This is a genomic window from Streptomyces sp. NPDC058198 (assembly GCF_042882605.1).
GTDB lineage: Bacteria > Actinomycetota > Actinomycetes > Streptomycetales > Streptomycetaceae > Streptomyces.
This window is the reverse complement of sequence record NZ_JBHVVP010000001.1, coordinates 1,131,327-1,154,518: the sequence shown is the minus strand read 5'-3', so window position 1 is coordinate 1,154,518 and position 23,192 is coordinate 1,131,327. Positions and strand designations below refer to the sequence as shown.

At 70.6% G+C, this 23,192-nt stretch carries 23 protein-coding genes and 1 pseudogene; 13 read left to right on the top strand and 11 right to left on the bottom strand.

Annotated features, from left to right (window positions below):
• Positions 1–86: 86 nt before the first annotated feature.
• From ACFVWW_RS05200 to ACFVWW_RS05175, 6 genes are all read left to right on the top strand, one after another.
• On the top strand, positions 87–824 hold the full coding sequence (locus ACFVWW_RS05200; RefSeq protein ID WP_386876018.1) for a FadR/GntR family transcriptional regulator: 738 nt from the start codon (positions 87–89) through the stop codon (positions 822–824).
• Positions 821–1,966: a galactonate dehydratase gene (dgoD, locus tag ACFVWW_RS05195; protein ID WP_386876016.1), complete on the top strand. Its 1,146-nt coding sequence runs from the start codon at positions 821–823 to the stop codon at positions 1,964–1,966. Before ACFVWW_RS05200 ends, dgoD begins: the two co-directional genes overlap by 4 nt.
• 8 nt (positions 1,967–1,974) lie before the next feature.
• On the top strand, positions 1,975–2,817 hold the full coding sequence (locus ACFVWW_RS05190; RefSeq protein ID WP_386876014.1) for a hypothetical protein: 843 nt from the start codon (positions 1,975–1,977) through the stop codon (positions 2,815–2,817).
• A gap of 61 nt (positions 2,818–2,878) precedes the next feature.
• Positions 2,879–3,520, top strand: a complete 642-nt coding sequence (locus ACFVWW_RS05185; RefSeq protein WP_386876013.1) for a bifunctional 4-hydroxy-2-oxoglutarate aldolase/2-dehydro-3-deoxy-phosphogluconate aldolase — start codon at positions 2,879–2,881, stop codon at positions 3,518–3,520.
• A complete protein-coding gene (locus ACFVWW_RS05180) occupies positions 3,517–4,506 on the top strand; it encodes an SMP-30/gluconolactonase/LRE family protein (protein ID WP_386876011.1) in 990 nt (329 codons plus the stop codon). The genes ACFVWW_RS05185 and ACFVWW_RS05180 overlap by 4 nt, the downstream gene beginning before the upstream one ends.
• A complete protein-coding gene (locus ACFVWW_RS05175) occupies positions 4,503–5,486 on the top strand; it encodes a sugar kinase (RefSeq protein ID WP_386876010.1) in 984 nt (327 codons plus the stop codon). Before ACFVWW_RS05180 ends, ACFVWW_RS05175 begins: the two co-directional genes overlap by 4 nt.
• Positions 5,487–5,662: 176 nt before the next feature.
• Here the strand turns inward: ACFVWW_RS05175 and ACFVWW_RS05170 are convergent.
• Positions 5,663–6,058 (bottom strand): annotated as a pseudogene (locus ACFVWW_RS05170) (hypothetical protein); the annotation flags it as partial.
• Positions 6,052–6,513, bottom strand: a complete 462-nt coding sequence (locus ACFVWW_RS05165) for an ATP-binding protein (protein WP_384333330.1) — start codon at positions 6,511–6,513, stop codon at positions 6,052–6,054. The gene ACFVWW_RS05165 and the pseudogene ACFVWW_RS05170, both read right to left, overlap by 7 nt.
• Positions 6,514–6,721: 208 nt before the next feature.
• Here ACFVWW_RS05165 and ACFVWW_RS05160 point away from each other — a divergent pair, with 208 nt between their 5' ends.
• The 3 genes from ACFVWW_RS05160 to ACFVWW_RS05150 all read left to right on the top strand — a co-directional run bounded on the left by ACFVWW_RS05160 (position 6,722) and on the right by ACFVWW_RS05150 (position 8,764).
• The gene (locus ACFVWW_RS05160; protein ID WP_384333327.1) at positions 6,722–7,585 is read left to right on the top strand and encodes a helix-turn-helix domain-containing protein; all 864 of its coding nucleotides are present in this window, start codon (positions 6,722–6,724) and stop codon (positions 7,583–7,585) included.
• Positions 7,586–7,822, top strand: coding sequence for a DUF397 domain-containing protein (locus ACFVWW_RS05155; RefSeq protein ID WP_384186569.1), 237 nt, complete (start codon positions 7,586–7,588; stop codon positions 7,820–7,822).
• A gap of 141 nt (positions 7,823–7,963) precedes the next feature.
• Positions 7,964–8,764, top strand: coding sequence for an SAM-dependent methyltransferase (locus ACFVWW_RS05150; protein ID WP_386876008.1), 801 nt, complete (start codon positions 7,964–7,966; stop codon positions 8,762–8,764).
• 74 nt (positions 8,765–8,838) lie between these two features.
• Here ACFVWW_RS05150 and mmsB read toward each other — a convergent pair whose 3' ends face one another.
• The 6 genes from mmsB to ACFVWW_RS05120 form a co-directional block, all read right to left on the bottom strand.
• Entirely contained in the window at positions 8,839–10,089 is a 1,251-nt protein-coding gene (gene mmsB / locus ACFVWW_RS05145; RefSeq protein ID WP_384186573.1) for a multiple monosaccharide ABC transporter permease, read from the bottom strand.
• A gap of 5 nt (positions 10,090–10,094) precedes the next feature.
• A complete protein-coding gene (gene mmsA, locus ACFVWW_RS05140) occupies positions 10,095–11,636 on the bottom strand; it encodes a multiple monosaccharide ABC transporter ATP-binding protein (RefSeq protein WP_384333319.1) in 1,542 nt (513 codons plus the stop codon).
• Positions 11,633–12,739 (bottom strand): multiple monosaccharide ABC transporter substrate-binding protein, encoded by a 1,107-nt coding sequence (gene chvE / locus ACFVWW_RS05135; RefSeq protein WP_384186579.1) that lies wholly within the window; start codon positions 12,737–12,739, stop codon positions 11,633–11,635. Before chvE ends, mmsA begins: the two co-directional genes overlap by 4 nt.
• 6 nt (positions 12,740–12,745) lie before the next feature.
• Positions 12,746–13,723 (bottom strand): hypothetical protein, encoded by a 978-nt coding sequence (locus tag ACFVWW_RS05130; RefSeq protein WP_386876005.1) that lies wholly within the window; start codon positions 13,721–13,723, stop codon positions 12,746–12,748.
• A gap of 103 nt (positions 13,724–13,826) precedes the next feature.
• On the bottom strand, positions 13,827–14,840 hold the full coding sequence (locus tag ACFVWW_RS05125) for a zinc-binding dehydrogenase (protein ID WP_386876003.1): 1,014 nt from the start codon (positions 14,838–14,840) through the stop codon (positions 13,827–13,829).
• Positions 14,837–16,000: a mandelate racemase/muconate lactonizing enzyme family protein gene (locus ACFVWW_RS05120; protein ID WP_386876002.1), complete on the bottom strand. Its 1,164-nt coding sequence runs from the start codon at positions 15,998–16,000 to the stop codon at positions 14,837–14,839. Before ACFVWW_RS05120 ends, ACFVWW_RS05125 begins: the two co-directional genes overlap by 4 nt.
• Before the next feature lie 165 nt (positions 16,001–16,165).
• On the opposite strand from ACFVWW_RS05120, the gene ACFVWW_RS05115 reads away from it, so the two are divergent.
• Positions 16,166–16,936 (top strand): IclR family transcriptional regulator, encoded by a 771-nt coding sequence (locus ACFVWW_RS05115; protein ID WP_384186589.1) that lies wholly within the window; start codon positions 16,166–16,168, stop codon positions 16,934–16,936.
• Positions 16,933–17,775, top strand: a complete 843-nt coding sequence (locus tag ACFVWW_RS05110) for an SMP-30/gluconolactonase/LRE family protein (protein ID WP_386876000.1) — start codon at positions 16,933–16,935, stop codon at positions 17,773–17,775. The genes ACFVWW_RS05115 and ACFVWW_RS05110 overlap by 4 nt, the downstream gene beginning before the upstream one ends.
• 42 nt (positions 17,776–17,817) lie before the next feature.
• On the opposite strand, the gene ACFVWW_RS05105 is transcribed toward ACFVWW_RS05110, so the two are convergent.
• On the bottom strand, positions 17,818–18,234 hold the full coding sequence (locus tag ACFVWW_RS05105) for a cupin domain-containing protein (RefSeq protein WP_386875998.1): 417 nt from the start codon (positions 18,232–18,234) through the stop codon (positions 17,818–17,820).
• Between the two features lie 48 nt (positions 18,235–18,282).
• Here ACFVWW_RS05105 and ACFVWW_RS05100 point away from each other — a divergent pair, with 48 nt between their 5' ends.
• Positions 18,283–18,726, top strand: a complete 444-nt coding sequence (locus tag ACFVWW_RS05100; protein ID WP_386875996.1) for a YchJ family protein — start codon at positions 18,283–18,285, stop codon at positions 18,724–18,726.
• 46 nt (positions 18,727–18,772) lie between these two features.
• Here the strand turns inward: ACFVWW_RS05100 and ACFVWW_RS05095 are convergent, their stop codons facing one another.
• The gene (locus tag ACFVWW_RS05095) at positions 18,773–19,843 is read right to left on the bottom strand and encodes an ATP-dependent DNA ligase (RefSeq protein ID WP_384333302.1); all 1,071 of its coding nucleotides are present in this window, start codon (positions 19,841–19,843) and stop codon (positions 18,773–18,775) included.
• A 74-nt stretch (positions 19,844–19,917) separates the two neighbouring features.
• Here ACFVWW_RS05095 and ligD point away from each other — a divergent pair, with 74 nt between their 5' ends.
• On the top strand, positions 19,918–20,931 hold the full coding sequence (gene ligD / locus ACFVWW_RS05090; RefSeq protein WP_384333300.1) for a non-homologous end-joining DNA ligase: 1,014 nt from the start codon (positions 19,918–19,920) through the stop codon (positions 20,929–20,931).
• 70 nt (positions 20,932–21,001) lie between these two features.
• Here the strand turns inward: ligD and ACFVWW_RS05085 are convergent, their stop codons facing one another.
• Positions 21,002–23,164, bottom strand: a complete 2,163-nt coding sequence (locus ACFVWW_RS05085) for an OmpL47-type beta-barrel domain-containing protein (RefSeq protein WP_386876753.1) — start codon at positions 23,162–23,164, stop codon at positions 21,002–21,004.
• Between the last annotated feature and the right edge of the window lie 28 nt (positions 23,165–23,192).

Here is a 23,192-nt window from a genome sequence, read left to right as displayed (position 1 = left end):
CCGCGCGCCGGCGGACCGCGCACCCGTCCGACCACCGGCCCGTCCGACCGCCGTACCGAACCCGACCAGCAGAAAGGCAGAACGACATGACGCCATACGCGCGCCGCGGAGTGCACGGCCAGACCGTGGAGACTCTTGCGCGCCGGGTGCTCAGCGGGGAGATTCCCGAGGGGGCGACACTCGATCTCGTGGCGTTGCAGAGTGAGTTGGACGTCAGTCTGACCGCGCTGCGCGAATCGCTGAAGGTGCTCGCGGCCAAGGGGATGGTCGACGCACGGCAGAAGCGCGGCACGTTCGTCAGAGCCCGCGCCGACTGGAACCTCCTGGACGCGGACGTGCTGCGCTGGCAGTTCGCCGGCGGCTCCAGCGCCGACGCCGACCTCGGGCTGCTGCGCAACCTCGGCGAGGTCCGCGGGATCATCGAGCCGGCCGCCGTGCGGCTGGCCGCCGAGCGCCGTACCGACGCCGACCTGGCGGAGCTGGAAGCGGCGCTGACGGCGATGGGGGAGGGGGACGGCGGAGCCGCCCACGCCGTCGAGGCCGACCTCGCCTTCCACCGCGCGCTCCTCGCCGCCACCCACAACGAACTGCTGGAACGCATGGAGATGGTCATCGAGTCGGGACTCGCCCACCGCGACCAGATCGTGCACAGCTCTCCGCACGGCGAGGATCCCGTGCCCAGCCACCGGGCCGTCCTGGACGCCGTACGGGCGAGGGACCAGGACGCGGCGGAACAGGCCATGCGCGCCCTGCTCGACCAGGCGGTACGCGACCTCGACAAGGTCCATGGCACCCCCCACACGAAAGGCTCCGAGGCGAAGTGAAGATCGTCCGCGTCGAAACGTTCCTCGTTCCGCCCCGCTGGCTGTTCTGCCGGGTGGAGACCGATGAGGGCCTGGTCGGCTGGGGCGAGCCGGTGGTCGAGGGGCGGGCCGAGGTGGTACGCGCGGCGGTCGACGTCCTCGCCGAGTATCTCGTCGGCCAGGACCCCCTGCGGATCCAGGACCACTGGCAGGTACTGAGCAAGGGTGGCTTCTACCGGGGCGGACCCGTGCTGTCCAGCGCCGTCGCCGGGATCGACCAGGCGCTGTGGGACATCGCGGGCAAGGCGTACGGCGCGCCCGTGCACGCCCTGTTCGGCGGGCCCGTACGGGACTCGGTCCGTGTGTACGCGTGGGTCGGCGGCGACGAACCCGACCGGCTCACGGAGGAGATCGCCGCACAGGTCGAGGCGGGTTTCACCGCGGTCAAGATGAACGCGGCGGGGCGCACCTCACCGATCACCACGCCCGCCGAGACAGCGGCCGTGGTGGACCGGGTGGCCGCCGCGCGTGAGGCCCTCGGGCCGCACCGGGACGTGGCCGTCGACTTCCACGGCCGGTTCAGCCCGGCCAGTGCCCGCAGGGTGCTGCACGAAATAGCCCCGCTCCACCCGCTGTTCGCGGAGGAGCCGCTCCTGCCTGAGCAGGGGCATCTGCTACCCGCACTGGTGGCGGCGAGCCCCGTGCCCATCGCGACGGGCGAACGGCTCTACGGGCGGGCCGAGTTCCTGCCCGCCTTGGCCGCGGGCATCGCCGTCGCCCAGCCGGACATCTCGCACGCCGGAGGTATCTCGGAGGTCCACCGGATCGCCTCGCTCGCCGAGACGTACGGGGCGCAGCTCGCCCCGCACTGCCCGCTCGGGCCGATCGCCCTCGCGGCCAGCCTCCAACTGGCCTTCTGCACGCCGAACTTCCTCATCCAGGAGCAGAGCCGCGGCATCCACTACAACAAGGAGGCCGACCTGCTCTCCTACCTCATGGACACCGAGCCGTTCCGCTTCACCGACGGGCAGGCCCGCCGGAGCGATCTGCCGGGGCTCGGCATCACCATCGACGAGCAGGCGGTCCGCGCCGCCGACCGTACGGGCCACGCCTGGCGCAATCCGGTGTGGCGGCACGCGGACGGCTCGTTCGCGGAATGGTGAGGGAGACCGTGTCCGGAGCGACGATCGTCACTGACCCGGCGCACGGCGGGCGCTGGACCTCACTGACCGCGGGTGACGGCGGCTGCCGGGAGTGGCTGTGGCACCGCGACGAGCCGCGCAGGGCGGGCGTCCGGCCCGGAGACGCTTTCGCCGACGCGGGCGGTCTGGAGGAGTGCGTTCCGACCGTGCGCGGGACACCCGACCACGGGGACGCCTGGGCGCGGCCCTGGATCCGGTCCGGCGGGCGGTCCGGAGGGCGGGACGGCGAACGGCCGGGGCGGCCGGCCCGCGGTGAGGAGTCCGTCGACTGCCCGGACTTCCGCCTCACCCGGCGTATCCGTACGGACGTGCCGGACCGGACGGTGGTCGACTACCGGCTCTCCGCCGCGCCCGGCTACCGCTTCCTCTGGGCCGCGCACGCGTTGCTGGACGTCTCGGATCAGGGACGGCTCCAGCTGACGGAGGGGGCGGCCGTCCGGCTGTACCCCGACGGCGGTTCACGTTGGATCCCGGGAACCTGGCCGCTGGTCGACGGTGTGCCGCTCGACCGGCTGGGCCCGGACGACGGTACGGCCGTGGGCGCGGTGGTCGACGTCGCGGAGGCGTCCGTACAGGACGGGGCGGATGTGCTCCATCTGGCGGTCGAGGCCGAGGGACAGCCCGTCTCCGTCGCCCTGTGGCGCAACCTCGGCGGCTTCCCCGAGGACGCGCCGTACCGCTCCATCGGCGTCGAGCCGATGCTCGGCCGGGTCTTCGACCTGGCCGCGGCCGGTGCGGGCGATGCCGCGTGCGTCCCGGCGTCCGGCGAGGTCCGCTGGCGGCTCACCGTGACGGCGACGCGGCGCTCGTAAGTCCACGCGCCGCTCCTATGTACCAAGCCGCCTATGTACCAACAGGAAAGGAACCCCTCCCGTGGATCTGCTGGCCGCCCTGCGCTCCCACCGTCTCGTCGCCATCGTGCGCGGCGACGACCCCGACGCGGCGCTGAAGACCGTACTGACCCTGGTCGAGGAGGGGATCGCCCTGGTCGAGGTCTCCCTCAGCGGCCGGGCCGCGCTGGAGGTGATCGCCCGGGCCAGGGCCGCCCTCGGTCCGGACGCGCCGCTCGGCGCGGGCACCGTCCTCGGCGCCGACGACGCGCGTGCCGCCCACCGGGCCGGCGCGGACTTCATCGTCACGCCGGCGGTCAGCGACGGCATCACGGCGGCCCGTGAGCTAGGACTTCCGGTCCTCGCGGGGGTGATGACCCCGACGGAGATCCTGTCGGCGATCCGGCTGGGCGCCGAGGCACTCAAGATCTTCCCGGCCGCGCAGGCGGGCGGCCCCGGGTATCTGCGCGCGCTGCGGGGACCGTTCCCCGGCCTGCCGTTCGTTCCCGTCGGGGGAGTGGACGCGGCGGCCGGGCGGGAGTATCTGGCCCACGGGGCGGTGGCGGTGGGGGTCGGCTCGCCGCTGATCGGCGACGCGGCCGACGGCGGACGTCTGGACGAACTGCGCACGCGGGCACGTGAGTTCCTCGATGTCGTACGCGAGACGGGGGAGGACGGCCGATGAACGACACCGCACCCGCACCGGTCTCCTGCTGGTCCGACCGGCTGGAACTGGGCGAGGGCATTCGCTGGACCGACGGCAGGATCGTCCTCGTCGACATCCTGGCCGGACGGCTGCTGTCCGCCCCGGCCGGCGACGACGGGGCGCATGGGGCTTCCGCGCCGGCTTCGCTGGACGTCCTCGCCGAACTGGCCGTACCGCTGGGCGCGGTGGCCCCGGTCGCGGGCCGCCCCGGCCATTGGATCGCCGCGGCGGGCACCGGCATCTGCCTGATCGGCCCGGACGGCACGACCGAGTGGCTGGCGCGTCCGGAGGATTCCGCGTCCGTGCCCACGCGGATGAACGACGGGACCGCCGATCCGCTCGGCCGGTTCTGGGCGGGCAGCATGGCGTACGACGCCGTCGACGGGGCGGGGTCGCTGTACCGGGTCGACCGCGACGGGGCGGTGACCCGGGTGCTGGACGGCATCACCGTGCCGAACGGTCCGGCGTTCTCCGCCGACGGCACGACCCTGTTCCTCGCGGACAGCGCCCGCGGGATCATCCGCAGGTATCCGGTCGAGCCGGTGACGGGGGAGCTGGGTGAGCCGTCGCTGTTCGCGACGCTCGGCTCCGGCAGTCCCGACGGTATGGCCGTCGATGCGGAGGGCGGCCTGTGGACCGCCGTCTGGGGCAAGGGCGCCGTCCACCGCTACCGGGCGGACGGCACGCTCGACCGGGTGGTGCCGGTGCCCGCCGAGCAGCCGGCCGGGGTCTGTCTCGGCGGCGAGGACGGCCGCACCCTGTACATCACCAGCGCGCGGACGGGCCTGTCCCGGCCGGGCCCGCTCGACGGCGCGGTCTTCCGTGTACGGGTCGGGGTGCCGGGCCTGCCGACGGCGCCGTACCGCCCGGAAACCGGGCCGGAGCTCGGGCCGGGGCACGGATCGGAACCCGGGCCGGGACAAGGACCTGCATCCGGCTCCGGGCCGCTGGCGGACGCGTCATGAGTGCGGCCCGGCCGACGCGGCCGGGGCCGGTCGTCTGTGTCGGCGAGACGATGGCGGCCCTGGCGCCCGACCCGACCGCCCCGCTCGACACCGCGGATCTGCTCCGCCTCGACATCGCGGGCGCCGAGTCGAACGTCGCGATGTATCTGGCCGACCACGGTGTGCCCGCGCGCTGGGTGTCCGCGCTCGGCGACGATCCGTTCGGGCGGCGGGTACGGGAGCGGGTCGCCGCCTTCGGCGTCGATGTCGCCGGTGTACGGACCGATCCCACCCGCCCGACGGGCCTGCTGATCAAGGACCCCGGTCCGGACGGCACCCGTGTCCTCTACTACCGGCGGGGCTCCGCCGCCTCCGCCCTCACGCCGGAGCTGCTGCACGGAGAAGCCGTACGGGGCGCCGGACTTGTCCATCTCACCGGCATCACCCCGGCCCTGTCGGCGTCCTGCCGCGCCCTGGTGGAGGAGGCGCTGTCGCCGGGCCGGCCGTACCCCGTCAGCTTCGACGTGAACCACCGCCCGGCACTCTGGCGGGACGGGTCGGCGGCCGAGGTACTGCTCTCTCTCGCCGGCCGCGCCGACATCGTCTTCGTCGGTCTCGACGAGGCCCAGGCGCTGTGGGGCGACTGCCTGACGGATGCCGCGGCGGTCCGCGGGCTGCTGCCCGGCCCGGGGACGCTGGTGGTCAAGGACGGCTCCCGCGCGGCCACGGCCTTCGTAGGCCCGACGCCGTACACGGTCCCCGCCCTGGCGGTCGACGTGGTCGAACCGGTGGGCGCGGGGGACGCCTTCGCCGCGGGCTTCCTGGCGGCCTCGCGGCAGTCCGACGACCCGGTACGAGCCCTGCGCCTCGGCCATCTGACGGCGGCGTCGGCACTGCGCGTCACCGCGGACCACGGGCCGTTGCCGCCACCGGCGCGGATGAAGGAGCTACTGGCAGCGGACGAGGCGACCTGGTCGGCGGGTGGCGCGGCCGGTGGCTGAGCCGAGGAAGACACCCTCGGCTCAGACGGGCTAGGACAAGCGACAAGCTCGGACGGCGGCTCGCGGCCCGGCTCAGATCACTCGGACCGCGCGACCCTGCGCGCGTCCTCCCTCTCGACAGCACCGCGCCCCTTCGGCCCGCTCGGCAGTCCCTTCAGCACGGGGACCGTCCCCGCGCCGTCCTGGGTCCAGGCCGGCGCCGTACCGGCGAGCTGGCAGACCATGAGGTAGAACGGGATCGGCGGGGTGTACGGCGTCGGGGCGTCGGGCCAGTGGATCAGCTTCGGATGCACCGCGGGCACGCTCGTCCCGGCGACATAGCGCGCCGGTGACGGCCAGGTCAGATCGAGGTCGGAGCCCGCGGGGACGATCCACCACCACCACTCGGCGTCCGCGAAGACGCAGCCCGTCCTCGGCAGCCGTGCCATGAGCCGGAAGCCGTGCCGGGCCGGGACGCCCACCGCGTCACAGCCCAGCGACGCCGGGAGGGTGGGCGGCAGGGGCAGTTCGACATGGCCGGGGTAATCGCCGCGCAGGCCGCGCGTGATGCGGTGCAGCGCGGTCCTCAGCACGGCTGCCCCGCTCCGTGCGGCAGCTCGGCCCAGACGACGCGGCCGGGGCCGTATCCCGATGTGTCGTGGGCTCCCCAGCCGCTGCACATGGAATCTATGAGGAACAGACCGCGGCCGCCCTCGCCCTCGGAGGTGCGGCGCATCTGCGGCCCCGTCGGACCGTATCCCTGGTCCTCCACGGCGATCCGCAGATGACCCTTGCCTTCGCGTATCTCGCAGACGACATGGTCGCCCGCCGCGTGCACGATCGCGTTGGTGACGAGTTCGGAGACGACCAGCACCACGGTTTCGCAGGCCTCGTCGTCTATGCCCCACCGGGCGAGCCGGTCGTACGCGAGCTTTCTGGCTCGGCCGACCGATTCCGCCCGTGCCGGTAGTTCGAATCCGTAGCGGCGTACGACGTTCTCCGGGCACAGGGTGATGAGCTTTGAGGTGAGCGCGTTACCAGGTGCCACGACCGATCCTAACGGTGGGGGGAGCAGCGGTGATGCGCAATACCTCTCTCTGGGCAGAGCGCGGGAACCGCGTGAACTGGTTCACCGATCCACTCTCCACCCGCCGAGGACACTTGGCAAGTAGCACTCTGAAAAATTCAGAGTGGCGTGTTCTTCGTCGTGGAGGCATGGCAGACTGCTGAACAAACGCGCGTGGGGAGGTCCCAAAGTGAGTGAACCGCGGTCCGCCCCGACCGTGGGTCAGGTCGTACTCGGCAGACGCCTGCAAGATCTGCGTGAGCGGTGCGGCCTGAAACGCGAGGAGGCCGCCAAGCTCCTCCGCGTGGCTCCCGCCACGATACGACGGATGGAGACGGCGGAGGTCGCCCTCAAGATTCCCTATGTACAGGTGCTGCTCAAGGCCTACGGGATTCCTGAGGACGAGGCCGCGGCCTTCGTCGAACTCACCGAGGAGGCCAACAAGCCCGGCTGGTGGCAGCGCTTTCACGACATCCTGCCGGACTGGTTCAGCATGTACGTCAGCCTGGAGGGCGCTGCCGCCCTGCTGAGGACGTACGAGCCGCATTTCGTCCCCGGACTCCTCCAGACCGAGGAGTACGCACGTTCCGTCATGAACGCCGGCGCCGTGGGGCAGGCCCGGCCGGAGGACATCGAACGCCATGTGGCGCTCCGTATGGAGCGTCAGTCCCTCCTCACCCGTACCGACGCGCCCAAATTCTGGGTGATCATGGATGAGACCGTGCTGCGCCGCCCCGTGGGGAGCAGCCCGGACGTCATGCGGGAGCAGATCGACCGGCTCATCGACGCCTCCACCCTGTCCAATGTGACCCTGCAGATCGCGGAATTCTCGAGCGGACACCATCCCGGTACCTACGGGCCGTTCGTGATCTTCCGCTTCGCCGTACCGGAACTGCCGGACATGGTTTACAGCGAGTACCTGACCGGTGCCGTCTATCTCGACGCGCGTCCCGAGGTGGCCACTCATCTGGAGGTCATGGACCGGATGGCGGCCCAGGCCGCAACTGCACAACGCACGAAGGAGATCCTCAAGGATGTCCGCAAGGAGCTGTGAATGGATCCCATATACAACGGCATGCCCGCCGCCGATCTCGGCACCGAAGGCTGGCACAAGCCGTGGAGCGGCGGCAATGGCGGCAACTGCATCGAGGCCATGAAGCTGGCCGACGGCAGAGTCGCCGTACGCCAGTCCGCCGACCCTGACGGCCCCGCACTGATCTACACCACCAGCGAGATCGCCGCCTTCATCCAGGGAGCCAAATCGGGTCAGGCGGATTTCCTCCTCACCTGATCCGGATCCTCACCCGGTCCGGACCCCGATCCGGCTCCGGATCCGGCTGCCGCCGGATCCGCACCAGCTGCGCAGCGCATGGTCCGACACGCTTCATCTGTTCCACAGAGCTTGCTCACCGACCCTGAGACTGGAGCGCACATGGCCGGATATGACCGTATCGACACCACTAAGCCGCACCCGGCCCGGGTGTACGACTGGCTCCTGGGTGGCAAGGACAACTACCCGGTGGACGAGGAAATGGCGCAGCAGCTTCTCGCGCTGGATGCCAGGGGTCCTGACATGGCCCGGGTCAACCGCGCGTTCATGCACCGCGCCACCCGCTGGCTGGGCACCGAGGGCGGTGTGCGCCAGTACCTGGACATCGGTACGGGCATCCCGACCGAGCCCAATCTCCACCAGATCGCCCAGCAGGTGGCCCCGGACTCCCGGATCGTCTACACCGACAACGACCCGATAGTCCTGCGGCACGCCGAGGCCCTGTTACGCAGTACCCCGGAGGGCCTCACGGAGTACGTCCAGGCCGACGCGCGCGAGCCGGAGACCATCATCGAGGCAGCGGGAAAGATCCTGGATCTCAGCCGCCCGGTGGCGCTCTCCCTCGTCGCGCTGCTCCACTTCATCTCGGACGCGGACGGCGCGCATGAACTGGTGCGCCGGCTGCTGGATCCGCTGCCGTCCGGCAGCTATCTGGTCCTCTCCCATGTCACCGGGGACTTCGACCCGCTGAGCGCGGACCAGGCCACGGAGCTGTACGAGCGGCGGGGTCTCACCCTGGCCCCGCGGTCACGCGACGAGTTCGCCGCGTTCTTCAAGGGCCTGGATCTGATCGAGCCGGGTGTCTCACTGGCCGCCGACTGGCGTCCCGAGCTGGGTGAGGTCGTGCCGGTCCCCGGTGACGAGCCGATCCCCGGGTACGCGGGCGTGGCACGCAAGCCGTAGTGGCGCAGGGGCGCGCGGCGTCGCAGCACTTTCAGGTGTGCTGCGGCGCCGCGCGCGGTTCCGCCGGGGCCGGGTCAGGCCCCCACCCTGCGTTTGTTCCACACGTCGAAGCCCACCGCGGCCAGCAGCACCAGCCCCTTGATGACCTGCTGGTAGTCGGTGCCGATGCCGACCAGCGACATGCCGTTGTTGAGCACGCCCAGGACCAGCCCGCCGATGATCGCGCCGAATACCGTGCCGACACCGCCGCTCATGGACGCGCCGCCGATGAACGCCGCCGCGATGGCCTCCAGCTCGAAGTTGATCCCGGCCTGCGGTACGCCCGCGTTGAGCCGGGCCGCGTAGACGATTCCGGCGAGGGCGGCGAGCACGCCCATGTTGACGAAGACCAGGAACGTGACGCGCTTGTCCTTGACCCCGGAGAGCTTCGCCGCGGCCCGGTTGCCGCCCAGTGCGTAGACATGACGGCCGACGACGGCGTTGCGCATGACGTAGCCGAAGCCGATGAGCAGCGCCGCGAGCAGCAGCAGGACGATCGGCACCCCGCGGTAGCTGGCCAGCGTCATCGTGAAGGCGAGGACGGCCGCGGCCAGCGCCGCGCACTTGAGGAGGAAGAGATTGCGGGGGAGGACTTCCAGGTCGTACGCCTGCTGCCGGCGCCGGTCCCTGACCTCCTGGAACAGCGCGAAGGCCAGCAGCGCGAGACCCAGCAGCAGCGTCAGATTGTGGTAGTTGGTGGCCGGGCCGAGCTCGGGGAGATAGCCGGTCGAGATCTTCTGGAAGCCCTCGGGGAACGGGCCGAGCGAGCGTGAGCCGAGGAAGATCTGTGTGCCGCCGCGGAAGAGCAGCATTCCGGCGAGCGTGACGATGAACGACGGGATGCCGACGTACGCGATCCAGAATCCCTGCCAGGCCCCGGCGACCGCGCCGATGAGCAGCCCCAGGACCAGGGCGAGCACCCAGGGGATCTTGTGCTCGACCATCATCACCGCGCAGGCGGCGGAGACGAACGCGGCCAGCGAGCCGACGGAGAGATCGATGTGGCCCGCGATGATGACGATCATCATGCCGATGGCGAGGACCAGGATGTAGCCGTTCTGCAGCACCAGATTGGTGACGTTGTTCGGCTTGAGGAGCACGCCGTCGGTCCATATCTGGAACAGCACGACGATCAGCCCGAGCGCGATGAGCATGCCGTACTGCCGCATATTGCGGCGCGCGGCCTCCAGCAGCAGCGCCCCCGTGGCGGCGCGTGAGGACGCGGGCGCCCGTGGGGCGTCCTTGGGTGTGTCGCCCTTCGGTGTGTCGGTGGTGACCGGACCCATGTCGACTACCTCGTGTTCTTGGTCATGTGGCGCATCAGGACTTCCTGGGTCGCCTCCGCCCGGGGGATCTCACCGGTGAGCCGGCCGGCCGCCATCGTGTAGATGCGGTCGCACATACCGAGCAGCTCGGGGAGTTCGGAGGAGATGAAGACAACGGCCTTGCCCTGCGCGGCGAGCTGGTCGATGACGGTGTAGATCTCGTACTTCGCGCCGACGTCGATACCGCGGGTGGGCTCGTCGAGGATCAGCACATCGGGGCCCGCGAAGATCCATTTGCTCAGGACGACCTTCTGCTGATTGCCGCCGGAGAGCCGGCCGACCTGCTCGAAGACGGTCGGCGCCTTGATGTTCATGCTCTTCCGGTACGACTCGGCGACCCGGGTCTCCTCGTGCTCGTCGACCACCCCGCGCCGGGCCACCTTGGACAGGGCGCCCAGCGTGATGTTCCGGCCGATGGTGTCGATGAGATTGAGTCCGTACTGCTTGCGGTCCTCGGTGACGTACGCGATGCCGTGTCCGACCGCCTCCGGCACCGTTCTCGTCCGGATCTCCCGGCCGTCCTTGCGGACGGTCCCGCTGATGTTGCGGCCGTACGCGCGCCCGAAGACGCTCATCGCCAGCTCTGTACGGCCCGCGCCCATCAGCCCCGCGATACCGACGATCTCGCCCCTGCGGACATGGACCGAGACGCCGTCGACGACCTTGCGCTGCTGGTCGATGGGGTGGTGCACGGTCCAGTCGCGCACGTCGAGCGCGGGCTGTGCGCCGGGATCGCCCTCGTAGGGGGTGCGTTCGGGAAAACGGTGGTCGAGGTCACGGCCGACCATGCCCCGGATGATCCGGTCCTCGGTGGTCGTCCCGGCCTTCACATCGAGGGTCTCGATGGTCCTGCCGTCCCGCAGGACCGTCACGGAGTCGGCCACCTCGGCGATCTCGTTCAGCTTGTGCGAGATGATGATCGAGGTGATGCCCTGCGCCTTCAACTCCAGGATCAGGCGCAGCAGCTGAGCGCTGTCGCCGTCGTTCAGTGCGGCTGTCGGCTCGTCCAGGATCAGCAGTTTCACCTTCTTGGCGAGGGCCTTCGCGATCTCCACGAGCTGCTGTTTGCCGACACCGATGTCCGCGACCCGGGTCTGCGGACGCTCGTCCAGACCCACCCGCTTGAGCAGCGCCGCGGCGTGCTTGAGCGTCTCGTTCCAGCTGATGATTCCCCGGGTGGCGTGCTCGTTGCCGAGGAAGATGTTCTCGGCGATCGACAAGTAGGGGATGAGGGCAAGTTCCTGATGGATGATCACAATGCCCTGTGACTCGCTGGCCCTGATGTCCTTGAAGGCACAGGGGGAGCCCTCGAAGAGGATCTCGCCCCCGTAACTCCCGTGCGGATGCACCCCGCTGAGCACCTTCATCAGGGTGGACTTGCCCGCGCCGTTCTCCCCGCAGATGGCATGCACCTCGCCGGGGGCGACCGTGAGGCTGACATCGGAGAGCGCTCTGACCCCGGGGAAGGTCTTCACGATGGAGCGCATCTCCAGGACGGGAGCGCTCACTTCAGGTCACTCGCCTTGATGTATCCCGAGTCCACCAGCACCGCCTGGTAGTTGGACTTGTCGACGCTGACCGGGTCCAGCAGATAGGCCGGGACGACCTTCACCTCGTTGTCGTAGGTCTTCTCGTCATTGACCTGGGGCTTCTTGTCGTTCAGCACGGCGTCCGCCATCTGCACGGCCTGCTTGGCGAGCGCCCGGGTGTCCTTGTAGACGGTCTGCGTCTGCTGGCCGGCGACGATCGACTTGACCGAGGCGACCTCGGCGTCCTGCCCGGTGACCAGCGGGTACGGCTGGGCGGACGTCCCGTATCCGTCGGACTTGAGCGCCGAGAGAATGCCGAGGGAGATGCCGTCGTACGGTGAGAGCACCGCGTCCACGTCCTGCGAGCCGTACGCCTTGGTGAGCAGGTCGTCCATCCGCTTCTGCGCCGTACCGCCGTCCCAGCGCAGGGTGGTGATCTGGTCCAGGTCGGTCTGGCCGCTCCTGACGACGATCTGCTTCGAGTCGATGTACGGCTTCAGGGTCTTCCACGCGCCGTCAAAGAAGTAGCGGGTGTTGTTGTCGTCCGGGGAGCCGGCGAACAGCTCGATGTTGAACGGGCCCTTCTCGCCGCCGTCCTTCAGCCCGAGCTTGTCGAGGAGATACGTGGCCTGGAGGACACCGACCTTCTCGTTGTCGAAGGACGCGTAGTAGTCGACATTCTCGGTGCCGAGGATCAGCCGGTCGTAGGAGATCACCTTGATGTCCTTGTCGGCCGCCTGCTGGAGGACGTCGCTGAGCGCCCGGCCGTCGATGGCCGCGATCACCAGCACATCGACACCCTTGGTGATCATGTTCTCGATCTGGGAGACCTGCTGGGCAACGTTGTCCTCGCCGTACTGGAGGTCGGTCTTGTAGCCGAGCTTCTTGAACTGGGTGACCATGTTGGCGCCGTCGGCTATCCAGCGCTCCGAGGACTTGGTCGGCATCGCGATACCGACGGTGGATCCCGCACCGCCCTTCTTCTCCTCCTTGCTGCCGCCCTCGCTGCTCTGTCCGCAGGCGGCGAGGGAGAGGACCAGGGATACGGCGGTGACGGTGAGTGCGGCTCGGCGGGTACGCATGGGGCATCAGTCCTTGTCGTCGGTGAGGGGGAAGCGGCTGAGGGGGCCCGGCAGCCGGGAGCCGAGCGGCGACATACCGCCGTCGGCGCCGTGCCGGATGAGCAGATCGAGGACGAGCCGTCCGCGGCGGACCCGTTCGCGGGCGCTGCTGAGGGCGAGGTCGCGGAGCTGGGCGCCGTACGGATAGATGCCGGGGGACCTGGACAGGCCGAACTTCAGATAGAGCGGGGCGCCGCGCCGGATCAGCTCCGCCGTCTCGTACATCCGGACATAGCCCCCGAGGTCGTCGGGGGCCTCGATATAGAGATCCATGGGGGCGCGGCTGGTCCGGCGGATCTCGGTGAGATGGGCGAGGGTGAGATCCGAGGGGACATTGATCGAATCGGCCCCGAGGTGCTCGAACACCGCGTACGACGCCGGATTGACCGGACCGACCAGCGCCGAGACCTTGAACGTCGTGCCGGCGGGCAGCACACCGCGGGCGCGCAGCCGGTGCAGTGACCACAGGACGCCCTCGTCGGCGACGAGCAAGCACCGCACGCCGAGTTCCGTCGCGCGCAGCGCGTCCTCGACGCAGCCGGCCACGGCGTCATGTCCGCGGGCGCGCAGTCCCGCGCCGCCGGAGTCGGTACGGGCCGAGGCGCCGGTGTCCCAGGTGCCGCGCGGTCCTGTGAACAGGCACAGCTCGATGTCGCGGGCCGCGCAGGCGTCCACCATCTCGGTGATGTCGGCGTCGGAGAGCATCCAGACGCCGCTGCCCTGGCTGACGCGGTGGACCGGCACATCGAGACGGGCGGACTCCTCGAGGACCTCGGCGAGGGTCTCGGGCCCTTCGACGGACGGGATCTCGGTGCGCCAGCGGCCGCCGTCGGGGAACGTGTGGGGGGAGGCGTCCGCGGGGTCGTGGTCGGGCGCGGCCAGGCCGAGCACGGCGAGCGCCTGCTCGCCGGGGCGGCGGGGGCCGGGGGCTGATGCGTCGGTCACGGACGAGTCCTTCTGTTCGATCCTGCGGGTCGGGCGTGTTCGGTGGGTCGAACGTGGTTCGGAGTGGCCGGCATGCGCCGGTACGCCGGCGGGCGCGGCCCGGTCAGGGGCGCAGCAGCACCTTTCCGGTGCCGGGATCACCCCCGCCGACCAGCGCCACGGCCTCGGCGTACCGCTCCAGCGGGAATTCGTGCGTGACCAGCGGCGCGGGGTCGAGCAGTCCGGTGGTGAACGCCCGTACGGCGAAGGACCAGGCGGCGGAGGACGCCCCGAAGACGGTCCGTACCGTCAGCTGGCTCAGTGACAGATGCACCGGATCGATACCGGTCGCGCCCGGTGCGAACATCCCGGTGAGCACCACCCGGCCGCCGCGCCGCGCCAGCAGACACGAGGAGGCGGCCGTGGTCGGCGCCCCGGCCGTCTCCACGACCAGGTCGTAGCGCCCGTGCGAGGTCTCGGCCTCCTCGGGGGCGCAGGCCACGGTTGCCCCGAACGCCCGTGCAAGCCGCGTCCGTTCGGTACGCGGGTCGATCACCGCCAGCTCACCGGGGGAGGAGGCGGCGAGCAGCTGCACGGCGAGCAGCCCCAGTGTCCCGGCCCCCACCACCGCGATCCGCTCGCCCGGCTCCGGGCGGCTGGACCGTACGGCCGCGGCCACCACCGCGGCGGGCTCCAGCAGGGCGGCGGCCCGCAGATCGGCGTCATCGGCGAGCGGATGCAACAGCCGTGCGGGCACGACGACATGGTCGGCGAAGGCACCCGGGCGGGTGAAGCCGGTCTCGTCGTAGCCGGCAGTACAAAGCGACGTGTCGCCGCCTCGGCACCGGGCGCACCTCCCGCAGGCGCGGAACCCCTCGGCGACGGTCCTGCGGCCGATCAGCTCCGGTGCCACGCCCTCGCCGACGGCCTCGACGGTCCCCGACCACTCGTGCCCCGGCGTCACCGGGTAGCGGACATAGGCCGCGTCGCGACGGCCGTCGTACACCTCGCGGTCGCTCATACAGATACCGGCGGCCGCGACTCGCACCCGCACGTCGCCGGGGCCCGGCTCGGGCTCGGCGCCGCTCACCAGCCGATGGACGCCGGGACGGTCGACGACGACCGCCCTGCTGGTCATCGGGGCGCCTTCGGGTCACGCTTCTCCCAGCCCTCGGCCCACAGGTCGAACCGCGCCCGCTGCTGCGGGAATTCGGCGGCGGCCTCCACGTCGAACTCGACCCCGAGACCCGGCGCGTGCGAGATCTCGAAACAGCCGGTGGCGGGATCGACCCGCGGAGCGCCGCGGACCACCTTCTTGATCTCCGCGTCCGCGAAGTCGTTGAAGTGCTCAAGGATCTTGAAGTTCGGTGTGCAGGCGGCCAGTTGAAGACTGGCCGCGGTCAGGACGGACCCGCCGACATTGTGCGGCGCGATGAGCGTGTAGTGCGTCTCGGCGGTCGCGGCCAGCTTCCGGGTCTCCAGAATGCCGCCGATGTGCCCCAGGTCCGGCTGGATGATGTCGGCGGCCTGCGACTCGAACAGCTCACGGAACTCGATCCGGTCATGGATCCGTTCGCCGGTCGCGATCGGCAGGTCTACCTTCTCGGCGACCTTGCTCAGCGCCTTGAGATTCTCCGGCGGGACCGGCTCCTCCAGCCAGGCCGGGGCGTACGGCGCCATCTCGCGCGCCAGCCGGACCGCCGTCGCCGGACTGAACCGCCCGTGCATCTCCAGCATCAGTTCGGTGTCGGGCCCGATCGCGTCCCGTACCGCCTCGATCAGCGCCACCGCGTCGTTGGTCGCCGCCCGGTCCAGCTCCAGGTGCCCGGTGCCGAACGGGTCGATCTTCAGGGCCCGGTAGCCGCGCTCGACGACCGCCTCCGCCGCCTTGTGGTACGCCTCCGGGGTGCGCTCGGTGGTGTACCAGCCGTTGGCGTACGCCTTGACCCGGTCGGTGACCTTGCCGCCCAGCAGCTGCCAGACCGGTACGCCGAGCGCCTTGCCCTTGATGTCCCAACAGGCCATCTCCACCACGGCGATGCCCGACATCACGATCTCGCCGGCACGCCCGAAGTCGCCGTATTTCATCCGGCGTACGAGATCCTCGGCCGCGAACGGATCGGACCCGGCGATGTGGTTGGCCTCCGCCTCGTGCAGATAGCCGAGCAGCGCGTCGGTCCTGCCGAGCATCCGCGTCTCACCGACACCGGTGAGCCCCTCGTCGGTGTGGACGAGAACGTAGGTGAGGTTACGCCAGGGCGTACCGACGACATGTGTGCTGATTCCCGTAATGCGCAAGGCGGCTGTCCCTAGGGTGTGTTCGATATTTCGTCACACGTTCGAAATCGTGGCGTGACCGTATTCAGGCAGTCCGAGGGGTGTCAATGGGTTGCGCGCCGGTTAGCCTGTGTTCGTCATTCCGGCCAGTGGCCGAAGTACCGAACAGGATGGGGGTGGTCGGCCATGGGACGGCTGGTCCCCGCGGTGACGCGGGCCCTGGACATACTCGAACTGTTCCTGGAGGGCGACGGCACGCTCTCCGCGCCCGATGTCATCCGCAGGCTTCAACTGCCGCGCACCACCGTGCACGAACTGCTCACCACCCTCGCCGCCCGTTCCTACGTGGTGCCCGTCCCCGGACAGCCCGGCCGCTACCGGCTCGGCGTACGCACCTACCAGCTCGGCAGCCGGTACGCGGAACAGCTCGACCTCGCCGCCGAGGGCGAACAGGTCGCCCGCGAGGTCGCCGAGACCTGCGACGAGACCGTCCATGTCGCCATCCTCGAGGACACCGACGTCATCTACATCGCGAAGGTGGACTCCACCCACGCGGTCAGGATGGTCTCCGCCGCCGGACGCCGGCTGCCCGCCCACTGCACCTCGGTCGGCAAGATGCTGCTCGCCTCACTGCCCGAGACCGAGCTGGAAGTCCGCATCGCCGACCACGAGTTCACCGCGATGACGCCCAACAGCGTGACCGATCCGGATGTGCTGCGCGCCGAGCTGGCGGACATCAGGGAGCGCGGCACGGCCGCGGAGCACCGCGAGTCCAACCCCGATGTGAGCTGTGTGGCCGCGCCGGTACGGGACAGCTCGGGCCGGGTCGTCGCCGCCCTGTCCATCTCCGTGCCGATGAGCCGCTGGAGCGACGAGCGCGAGGCCGAACTCGCCCAACTCGCCGCGAAGGGCGCGGACGCGCTCTCCGTACGGCTGGGCCACCGGGGCCGGCCGTGAGGGCCGAGGTCGCCGTACGGGCCGAGGCCCGCCTCGGCGAGGGCCCCACCTGGTGCGCCGCGGCCGGCCGGCTGATCTGGGTCGACATACTCTCCTCGCGCGTCCACACCTACGATCCGGCCGGCGGCCGCCGTACGGTCCTGGCCACCGGACAGCACGTCGGCGCGGCCGCGCCACGCGCCGGCGGCGGTCTGGTGGTCAACCTCCGGGACGGCATCGGCCTGTACGGCCCTGACGGGACGACGTTCTCCTGGCTGGTCCACGACCCGGTGCCCGGCCGCCGCGGCAATGACGCGGCCGTCGCCCCCGACGGATCGCTCTGGGCCGGGAGCATGCGCGACGACGAGGCGGCCGGCGGCGGCGCCCTGATCCGGGTGGCGCCCGACGGCGCGGTCACCGAAGCGCTGACCGTCGCCGTCGGCAACGGCACGGGCTGGAGCCCCGACGGCCGGACCATGTACTACATCGACAGCCCCACCCGCCGTATCGACCGCTTCCGCGCGGACGGCGAACGCCTGGCGGACCGGTCCACGCTGGCCACCGTCGAGCGCGGAGCGGGCTACCCCGACGGGCTCACCGTCGACGCCGACGGCTGTGTCTGGGTCGCCCTCTGGGACGGCGGGCAGATCCGTCGCTACACCCCGCGCGGTGAGCTGGACCGTACCGTCGTGCTGCCCGTACGCCGCCCCACCTCCTGCGCCTTCGGCGGTCCCGGGCTGCGGGATCTCTACATCACCTCGGCCCGTACGGGCATCGAGCGCCCGCACCCGCTCTCCGGCTCGCTGCTGGTCCTGCCGGACGCGGGGCAGGGCCTGCCCGGCACGCCCTTCGCCGGCTGAGGCTCAGAGGTCATCCGACAGGCTCTCAGGACCCGGCCCCGGTCAGAGGGCATGTCCCGTCGTCGCGTCGACATGGCCGGGCACCTCGTCGTGCCGGTCCCCGACGGTCAGGGTGCCGCTCGGCTCGAACAGCAGCAGTGCCGCGCCCTGCGCCGACGACGGCTTGTGCCAGACGCCGCGCGGCACGACGAACACCGAGCCGCGGGGGAGGGTGACGGTCCGCTCGCCGCCGTCCTCGCGCAGCGCGATCAGCAGCTCCCCTTCGAGGACCTGGAAGAATTCGTCCGTGTCGTCGTGGACGTGCCAGACATGGTCGCCGGCGACCTTGGCGACCCGTACGTCGTAGTCGTTGACGCGGGTCACGATGCGCGGGCTCCACAGCGCGTCGAACGAGCCGAGGGCCTGGCTCAGAGCGACGGGTTCGGTGGACGCGGCGGGTTCGGAGGGTTCGGTGCTCATGGAACGATCATCGCCGGACCGCACGCCCGCCGCGGGCAGAATGAGGACATGGCCCGACGCACCGCACGCCCCAGCCGCCCCGCTCGATCCGACCAGCCGGCCGTCACCGCCGCCTCGCCCTGCCCCTGCGGGCTGCCGGCCATGTATGGCGCGTGCTGCGGGCGGTTCCACGCGGGAACCGCCACTCCGCCCACCGCCGAGCTGCTGATGCGGTCCCGCTACAGCGCCTTCGCCGTGCGCGACGAGCCGTATCTGCTGAGGACCTGGGATCCCGCCACCCGCCCCTCGGGCGCGGCGCCCGACCCCGTGATGCGATGGACCGGGCTGGAGATCCTGGACGCCACCGACGGCAGCCCGTTCCACACCACCGGCACCGTCACCTTCCGCGCCCGCTTCACCCAGCGGGGCGAGCGGGGCGCCCTGCACGAGCGGAGCCGCTTCGCCCGGCACGAGGGTGCCTGGGTATATGTGGACGGCGATTTCCTGGAGTGATCAGCCCGATATCCGGGCCGCTTCCGGCCACACGGGCCGGCCCCGTTCAATGACCGGGAACCCCCAGCACCTTCGCCAGGTCGTACCGCACGGGCTCCTCCAGCTGCTCGTAGGTGCAGCTCGCCGGCGTACGGTCGGGGCGCCAGCGGCGGAACTGCGCGGTGTGCCGGAACCGGTCGCCCTCCATATGGTCGTACGCCACCTCGCACACCAGCTCCGGCCGCAGCGGCAGCCACGACAGATCCTTCGTACCGGACCAGCGGCTCGGCCCGCCGGGCAGCCGGGCGCCCTCGTGCGCGGACTCGTCCCCCCACGCGGCCCACGGATGGCCCTGCGCCGACTCCATCCGCAGCGGCGCCAGTTCCTCGACCAGCTCCGCGCGGCGTTTCATGGAGAACGCGGCGCAGACGCCGACGTGCTGCAGGACGCCCCGCGCGTCGTACAGCCCGAGGAGCAGCGACCCCACCACCGCACCGCTCTTGTGGAGGCGGTACCCGGCGACGACCACATCCGCCGTCCGCTCGTGCTTGATCTTGTACATCGACCGGGTGTCGGGCCGGTACGGCAGATCGAGCGGCTTGGCGATCACTCCGTCGAGCCCGGCGCCCTCGTATTGCTCGAACCACTCACGGGCCAGCCCGATATCGGTGGTGGCGGGCGCGAGATGGAGCGGCGGACCGGTGCCGATGAGCGCGGCCTCCAGCGCCTCTCTGCGCTGCGCCTGGGGGACGGCGAGCAGACCGGCGTCCCCGAGGGCCAGCAGATCGAACGCGACAAAGCTCGCCGGGGTCCGCTCGGCGAGCGTGTCCACCCGCGATTTCGCCGGATGGATGCGCTCGGTGAGCCGGTCGAAGTCCAGCCGCCCCTCATGGACGATCACGATCTCGCCGTCCATGACGCAGCGCTGGGGCAGCTGGGCGAGCAGGGCCGTGACCAGCTCGGGGAAGTAGCGGGTGAGGGACTTCCCGGTCCTGCTGCCGATTACCACCTCGTCACCGTCGCGGTGGACGATCGCCCGGAAGCCGTCCCATTTCGCCTCGTACTGCATCCCGGGCGGGATGTTCGCCACGGACTTGGCGAGCATGGGTTTCACGGGAGGCATCACCGGCAGATCCATGCCCCGATTGTGCGGGGGAATGACCGGCCCCGCCCGATATGCGCTCCGGGTGCGCCGGGCCTACCGTGGCCCCCATGGGTGCAGCGGTGGAGCTTGAGGCGGGTGGCCGGAGCGTACGGCTGTCCAGCCCGGACAAGATCTATTTCCCCGAGCGCGGCTTCACCAAGCTGGATGTCGCTCGCTATTACCTGGCCGTGGGGCCGGGGATGCTCCGCGCCCTGCGCGACCGGCCGACCACACTGGAACGCTTCCCCGAGGGCGTCGAGGGGGAGTCCTTCTTCCAGAAGCGGGCGCCCAAGAACCTGCCCGACTGGATCCCCACCGCGCGGATCGACTTCCCCAGCGGCCGTTCGGCCGACGAGATCTGCCCGACGGAGGTCGCCGCCGTGCTCTGGGCGGCGAACCTCGGCTGTCTCACCTTCCACCCCTGGCCGGTACGCAGGGGCCGCACCGACCACCCCGACGAGCTGCGCATCGACCTGGACCCGCAGCCGGGCACGGACTTCAACGACGCGGTCAGAGCCGCCCACGAGCTGCACGCCTTCCTCGACGAACAGGGGCTGAACGGCTGGCCCAAGACCTCCGGCGGCCGCGGGCTCCATGTGTTCGTGCCGATCGAACCGCGCTGGACGTTCACCGAGGTGCGCCGGTGCGCCATCACCGTCGGCCATGAGCTGGAGCGGCGGATGCCGGGCCGCGTGACCACGGCCTGGTGGAAGGAGGAGCGCGGCGAGCGGATCTTCGTCGACTACAACCAGACCGCCCGCGACCGCACCATCGCCTCCGCCTACTCCGTACGCCCCCTGCCGCACGCGCCGGTCTCCGCGCCGCTGCGCTGGACGGAGCTCGACGATGTCGCGCCGCGCGATTTCGACCTCGCGACCATGCCGGTGCGCTTCACCGAACTCGGCGACGTACACGCGGAGATGGTGGACGAGGCCCACAGCCTGGAAGGGCTGCTGGAGCTGGCCGACCGGTACGAACGCGACCACGGCCTCGGGGACATGCCGTATCCGCCCGACTATCCGAAGATGCCGGGGGAACCCAAGCGGGTCCAGCCCAGCCGGGCCAGGCAAGAGGGCGTCTGACCACGGAAGTGCCCCCTCTACGGCGAGAGGGGGCACTTCGTGCTTCACCGGTGCGTCGGCACCGCTCCGGCTACAGCTCCTTCACGCGGATGTCGCGGTACGAGATCACATCCGTCGTGCCGTGGACCTGGAGCCCGACATAACCGGTGGCGTACCGCCGGCCGTCCGTGCCCGGGTCACCGGCGCGCGCGGGGGTGAACTCCTGGCCGCCCACGTTGTCGAACTCATTGATCACGACACCGTTGCGCAGGATGGTGAAGTGCTGGTCGACCACGCGGATCTCGTAGTCGTTCCAGGTGCCCTTCGGGGTGACCCCCGCGCCGCCCAGACCCACCCGGTCGAAGCCGTAGACCGAGCCGGTCTTGTACATGTCGCCGTCCGGCTTGTCGAGAATCTGGATCTCGTGGCCGTAGTTGATGGCGACCCACTCGGGGCGGGACTCCTCCGGGTGCTCATGGACGTTCGGGAAGCGGACGAAGACACCGCCGTTGGCGTTGCCCGCGCCCGGGGCGTCGTCGCGGAACTGGAGCTTCAGCGAGAAGTCGCCGTACTTGCGCTCCGGGAACCACAGCATGCCCATGCCCTCGACCGTGGTGCTGCTGGTGATGGCACCGTCGTCGGAGAGCGCGAACTTACCGCCGCCGACCTGCTCCCACTTGGCGAGGGACGCCGCCGTGCCGTCGAAGAGGGAGCGGTAGCCCTCGGTCTGGCCCGGCTTGCCGATCTTGGACTGCTTGGCAGCCTTGGTGATCTTGTTGAACTCGCGCTGGTCGATGACATTGTCGGTCAGCAGCTTGTCCAGCACACCGTCGACGTGCTTGAGGAAGAGGGCCTGGGAGGTCCACTCCCGCTCGTCCTCGATCAGCTCGTTGATGGTGCACCGGTTACGGGTGAGCCGGTTCGGCACGCCCGTGTCGACCGTGCCGACGATGACCGTCAGCCTCTCGTCGAACTCGGGGCAGTTGGGCGCGGGAACGCCGCCGCCCTGCGCGATGGTGAACGACACCTGCTTGGCCTGCGAGGTGTTGCCCGCCTTGTCGGTCGCACGGTGCGCGAGCGTGTGGTAGCCGACCCGGTCCACGATGACGGGCGTGGTGTACGCGAGGTACGGCCCGCCGTCGAGGGAGTACTCGGTCTTGTCCACACCCGAGTCGGCGTCGGTCGCGGTGAGCGTCACCTTGGCGCTGGTGATGAAGGCGCCGTTGGCGTTCTTCTCACCGGTCACGGCCGCCGAGGTCACCGGCGCGGTCGTGTCCTGCGCCGGCGGCTCGACGACGGTGAAGCCGACGGACTTCTCGGCCGCCGCGTTGCCCGCCTTGTCGGCCGCGCGATAGCGGACCGTGTGGGTGCCGGTCTCATGGACCATCACCGGAGCGGTGTACGGCTGCCAGGCGCCGTCGGCCCCGAGCGCGTACTCGATGGTGTTGACGCCCGAGCCGGTGTCCGAGGCGGTGACGGTGACCGTGGCCATCGTCAGATAGTTGCCCGCCTCGTCCTTCTCGCCGCTGACGGTCGCCGAGGTCTCCGGCGCGGTCGTGTCATCGGTCGGCGGGGCCACGACGGTGAAGTCGACGGACTTCTCGGCCGCCGCGTTGCCCGCCTTGTCGGTGGCCCGGTACCTGATCGTGTGGTCGCCGACCTGGTCGACCACCACCGGCGCGGTGTAGGCCTGCCACGGCCCGTCCGCCCCGACCGCGTACTCGGTCGTCTGGACGCCGGAGCCGTCGTCGGTCGCCGTCACCGTGACCGTCGCGGAACCGACGTACGCGCCGTCGCCGTTCTGCTGGCCCTCGACCTTGGCCGCGGTCTCGGGAGCAGTGGTGTCGTCGCCACCGCCGCCCTCGGTCACGGTCAGGATGCCGGTCATCTGGCCATGACCCGGGATCGAGCAGTGGAAGCGGTACCGGCCCGGGGTCAGATTGACCTCGGCGGTGTACTTGCCGCCGTTGGCGTCACTGGGATTGGCCAGGATGTTCAGCGGAACATCGTTGTTGTACTCGGGATCGGACACATCGAAGGTCAACGTGTGCGGCATTCCCGTGGTGTTGCCGGTGGCCGCGCTGTTCTCGAAGACGATCGTGGTCGCCCCGGCCACCGCGGTGGTCGGGAAACTGAGGTAGCGGTCGATGGGGTCGCCGGCCGTCCAGGTGAGCACCTGGGCGGCCGCCTCGCGGTTGTCCGTACGGTCGTCGGAACGTCCGTACGCCGCTGTCGAGGTCAGCCCCAGCACCATGAGCAACGCGCCCACCAGGGCCGTCCAC